The 4,091-nt window shown below is 45.8% G+C and carries 5 protein-coding genes; 1 reads left to right on the top strand and 4 read right to left on the bottom strand.

Annotation, left to right across the window (positions count from 1 at the left end):
- Window positions 1-33: 33 nt before the first annotated feature.
- Genes QT984_RS29515 through QT984_RS29505 form a run of 3 tightly spaced genes read right to left on the bottom strand, consistent with a single transcriptional unit; the run spans window position 34 to window position 874 of the window.
- A complete protein-coding gene (locus QT984_RS29515; protein WP_333058611.1) occupies window positions 34-255 on the bottom strand; it encodes an element excision factor XisI family protein in 222 nt (73 codons plus the stop codon).
- The gene (locus QT984_RS29510) at window positions 243-725 is read right to left on the bottom strand and encodes an element excision factor XisH family protein (protein ID WP_333058612.1); all 483 of its coding nucleotides are present in this window, start codon (window positions 723-725) and stop codon (window positions 243-245) included. The genes QT984_RS29515 and QT984_RS29510 overlap by 13 nt, the downstream gene beginning before the upstream one ends.
- Window positions 725-874: a hypothetical protein gene (locus tag QT984_RS29505; RefSeq protein ID WP_333058613.1), complete on the bottom strand. Its 150-nt coding sequence runs from the start codon at window positions 872-874 to the stop codon at window positions 725-727. Before QT984_RS29505 ends, QT984_RS29510 begins: the two co-directional genes overlap by 1 nt.
- 144 nt (window positions 875-1,018) lie before the next feature.
- On the opposite strand from QT984_RS29505, the gene QT984_RS29500 reads away from it, so the two are divergent.
- Complete coding sequence (locus tag QT984_RS29500) at window positions 1,019-2,719, top strand: ABC-F family ATP-binding cassette domain-containing protein (RefSeq protein ID WP_333058614.1); 1,701 nt, start codon at window positions 1,019-1,021, stop codon at window positions 2,717-2,719.
- 79 nt (window positions 2,720-2,798) lie between these two features.
- Here QT984_RS29500 and QT984_RS29495 read toward each other — a convergent pair whose 3' ends face one another.
- Window positions 2,799-3,749, bottom strand: a complete 951-nt coding sequence (locus QT984_RS29495) for a fructosamine kinase family protein (RefSeq protein ID WP_333058615.1) — start codon at window positions 3,747-3,749, stop codon at window positions 2,799-2,801.
- Window positions 3,750-4,091: the final 342 nt, after the last annotated feature.

The following is a 4,091-nucleotide window of genomic DNA, read 5'->3' as shown; positions in this document are numbered from 1 at the left end:
AATACATAAATATAATTGCACGGAAAAAATTAATTAGGATTGCTCTAGGTCTAGAAAATCATTTAGGATTGCTATATGAATCACGCAATGGTGAATGCGCTGCTCGTTAAACCAACCTATATTGATTAACATATAGCGGTCATTTTCTACATCAAAAATTGTGGCGTTTTGCGTCCCACTATCACAAACGGGAATCTCAGCGTATTCAGTAAGGAGCTGTCTAACAAGTTGGCGATAATTATTTAAGCTATCCATTGTACTATTTCCTCGGTTTTTGGGTTGAAAACAACCAAATTTAGGCGGTTATTATCTAGCAATATCTGACCAAAATTTTCTCCTTCAAAAAGCTCTGTAAAAGCATTTAGTAGAATTGCCAGATACAGTTGTCTTTCTGATTCCGTCCGTTTTGCGATGTCATAGTAAAGAGTATATTTACCCAAAGCTTGCTCTAAATCTGCAATTCTAGACTCTCTGATAAAACTTTTAACTTCAACGGCTATCTTGCGATCGTTGTTCTCAGCAGCTAATAGCTGTTCGGCACCAAGATCGATCGATAGGTTTCTCTTCGCCCAAGCCAAGGGATACGGATCGTGGGTAATTGTCCAGCCAGCCTTAATCAGAGCCTGTTTGACAACTTGATGATAAATGTCTCTTGCTGGCACGATCGCTCTCTTTTGCGATCGAGGTTGACACTGACTATTATAATGTGCAGAAGTCTCAACCATTATTCGAGAAATTCAATCTCAAACAACACGATCGCCCGTAAGCGTTGCCCTCGAAGAGGATCGCCCCACCCAAATAGTCCTGAACCCACATCGAGGCCAGAAACCGGGTTTCTTCCTATATCTCTAGCCCAGAATCTGCGATTTTTCATAGAAACCCGGTTTCTTCCCGTAACTCCTACCAAATCAAAATCTGGCAATACCCTAAATATAATTAAAATTTGTTAAGATTAACTCGACCTCAGCGCCGGCATCCCATCCGCCGCTAAACCTGCCCTTCCCCAGTCCCCACAACAATGCTGCGACTCGAACACATCAGTAAAATTTACCCCACAGGCCTCGTACTCAAAGATGTCACCTGGGAAGTCAAACCGGGCGATCGCATCGGCTTAGTCGGCGTTAACGGTGCCGGTAAATCCACCCAACTCAAAATCATCGCCGGCGAAATCGAACCCACCGCAGGCGAAGTCATTCGCCCCGCCAGCCTCCACATCGCCTACCTCTCCCAAGAATTTGAAGTAGATCCGACTCGCACCGTCAAAGAAGAATTTTGGCGCGCCTTCAGCGAAGCCAACGAAGTCCACGAATCCCTGATGCAAGTCCATCGAGACTTGGAAAACTCCTCTCCAGAAAATCTCGACGAACTGATCCACAAAATGGATCGGCTGCAACGGCAATTTGAAGGCTTAAACGGCTACGGTTTAGAAGCCCAAATCGAGAAAATTCTGCCCGAAATCGGATTTGAACCCGAAGATGGCGATCGATTAGTCAGCGCCTTCAGCGGCGGCTGGCAAATGCGGATGAGTTTGGGCAAAATTCTCCTGCAAAAACCCGACATCCTGCTGCTAGACGAACCTACCAACCACCTCGACTTAGAAACGATCGAATGGCTGGAAGTATACCTCAAAGGGCTGACAACCCCAATGGTAATCGTATCCCATGACCGAGAATTTCTCGATCGGCTCTGCACCCAAATCGTCGAAACCGAACGCGGCGTTTCCAGCACCTACCTTGGCAACTACTCCTCCTATCTGCTACAAAAAGCAGAAGCCAGAGAAGCCCAACTCAGCGCCTACGAAAGCCAGCAAAAAGAACTCGAAAAACAGCAAGCATTCGTTGAAAAATTCCGCGCCAGCGCTACTCGCAGCACCCAAGCCAAAAGCCGCGAGAAACAGTTAGACAAAATCGAACGCATCGAAGCGCCCACCGGCGGATTAAAAACTTTGCATTTCCGGTTTCCCCCCGCACCCCGCAGCGGCCGCGAAGTAGCAATAATTGAAGATTTGGTACACTCCTACGGCGAAAAAATCCTATTTTTAGGAGCCGACTTATTAATTGAAAGGGGCGATCGCATAGCCTTTCTCGGCCCCAACGGCGCGGGTAAATCTACTCTGCTGCGGATGATTATGGGCTTGGAAAAGCCGACTGAAGGTACTGTCAAATTGGGAGGCCACAACGTCATCCCCGGTTACTTTGAACAGAATCAGGCAGAGGCCTTAGATTTGAATAAAAGCGTGATGCAAACGATTCACGACGAAGTACCCGACTGGAAAAATGAAGAAGTTCGGACTTTGTTGGGCCGTTTCTTATTTACGGGCGAAACAGTATTCAAACAAGTTGGCGCTTTAAGCGGCGGCGAAAAAGCCCGCCTAGCTTTGGCAAAAATGCTGTTGACTCCTGTGAATTTGCTAATTTTGGACGAACCTACAAATCACCTCGATATTCCGGCGAAAGAGATGATGGAAGAGGCGATTCAGAATTATGACGGTACCGTAATTATCGTTTCGCACGATCGCTATTTCATCTCCCAAGTCGCTAACAAAATAGTCGAGATTCGGGACGGAGAGTTTCGCCCTTATTTGGGAGATTACCACTACTATCTCGATAAAATAGCTGAAGAAAAAGAGCTAGCCAAGTTAGCCAAAATTGAAGCAGAAAAAGCAGCTAAAAAAGCAGAAAAAGAAGCGAAGAAAAAAGCTGCTGCTAAGCAAAAATAAACTTGCATCCCACGCAGATAAACCTTAAATCCGCGTTTATCTGCGTGCATCTGCGGTTTAAAAAGCATCTGATTCTTAACTAACCCAAAATTCGACTAATCATCTGATTCGCCTGGGACTCGTAACTCCCACCAAACAATTTAAAATGATTTAAAATGTGATAGAGATTATAAAGAGTTTTGCGTTCTTCATACCCTGAATCCAAAGGCAAAACCTGATTATATCCCCGGTAAAACTGCGCCGGAAATCCACCAAATAGCTCGGTCATCGCAAGATCAACTTCTCTATCTCCCAAATATGCCGCCGGGTCAAAAATCACCGGTTCCCCCGCAGATGTCACCCCCGCATTTCCCCCCCACAAATCCCCGTGAACTAGCGAGGGTTGAGGTTCATAACCAGCTAACAATTCAGGAATCATCTCTAATAAACGTTCTCCTTGCGGAAAATGACCTCCCCGGCGCCTAGCCAATTTTAACTGATAACCAATCCGATGTTCGGCCCAAAATTCGGCCCAATTTGCCGTCCAATTATTAATTTGTATAGTTGAGCCGATCGTATTATTAATCTCCCAACCAAAAAATCCCCTTAGCAAGCTAGAATTAGGCTCTTCTCCCCCCCTTAGCAAGCTAGAATTAGGCTCTTCTCCCCCCCTTAGCAAGGGGGGGCTGGGGGGGGTGTATTTGTGCATTTCGGCGAGTTTTCGCCCCATTTCTTCCCAAGCTCGATCGCCCCCGCGTCCTCCCAAATCCAGCCATTCCAGCACAATATAAGCGGAATTCCCCTCAGTTCCCCAGCAAATCGGCTCAGGTACTCGAATCGTCTGGGTTTCCCGCATTTGCTGCAAACCCAGCGCTTCAGCTTCAAACATCGCGACTTGGGAAGCTTGATTGATTTTCACGAAGTAAGTGCGGGAACTGCTGCTGATATAATAGCCTTGATTGATGCAGCCACCGCTGACGGAACGGCGATTGTCGATCGAAAATGTTTCTCCGGCTGTTTCAGAGATGTGCGCGGCAATTTTCTCCCACATAGCATGAAATCGTGTTGAGGGTTGAGGGCGATCGAAATTACTTTAACAGGTATAGCAAATTAAAAATTAATCAGCAAAAACAACAAAGCTTAATTAGCAAAAACAACAAAGCACCTATCTGTACAGAGAGGTGCTTTTGTTTAAAAATGGTTCCAGGGATTGAGCTATTTTCGAGCTGGAACCAGGGCGTTTAACCATCTAAAAATTAGTAGTATCTCAGTGATGCCACTGAGTATTTTGAAACTACCAAAAAGTAGTAAGGGTGAAAAACCCTGAAGACTGCAGAGAATTAAGTCATCATCATCACCATGTAGAAAGAGAGGTCAAGCCCTCGGTCTATTA

It is taken from the genome of Microcoleus sp. Z1_B2 (assembly GCF_036700325.1).
In the GTDB taxonomy this organism is placed as follows: Bacteria; Cyanobacteriota; Cyanobacteriia; order Cyanobacteriales; family Microcoleaceae; genus Microcoleus.
Note: the sequence above shows the minus strand (reverse complement) of the source record. Positions and strands in the feature narration are given on the sequence as shown.

Bases quoted from the DNA above. Each gene is read 5' to 3' on its own strand.
- QT984_RS29515 (WP_333058611.1), bottom strand. From the start codon at position 255: ATGGATAGCTTAAATAATTATCGCCAACTTGTTAGACAGCTCCTTACT.
- QT984_RS29510 (WP_333058612.1), bottom strand. From the start codon at position 725: ATGGTTGAGACTTCTGCACATTATAATAGTCAGTGTCAACCTCGATCG.
- QT984_RS29505 (WP_333058613.1), bottom strand. From the start codon at position 874: ATGAAAAATCGCAGATTCTGGGCTAGAGATATAGGAAGAAACCCGGTT.
- QT984_RS29500 (WP_333058614.1), top strand. From the start codon at position 1,019: ATGCTGCGACTCGAACACATCAGTAAAATTTACCCCACAGGCCTCGTA.
- QT984_RS29495 (WP_333058615.1), bottom strand. From the start codon at position 3,749: ATGTGGGAGAAAATTGCCGCGCACATCTCTGAAACAGCCGGAGAAACA.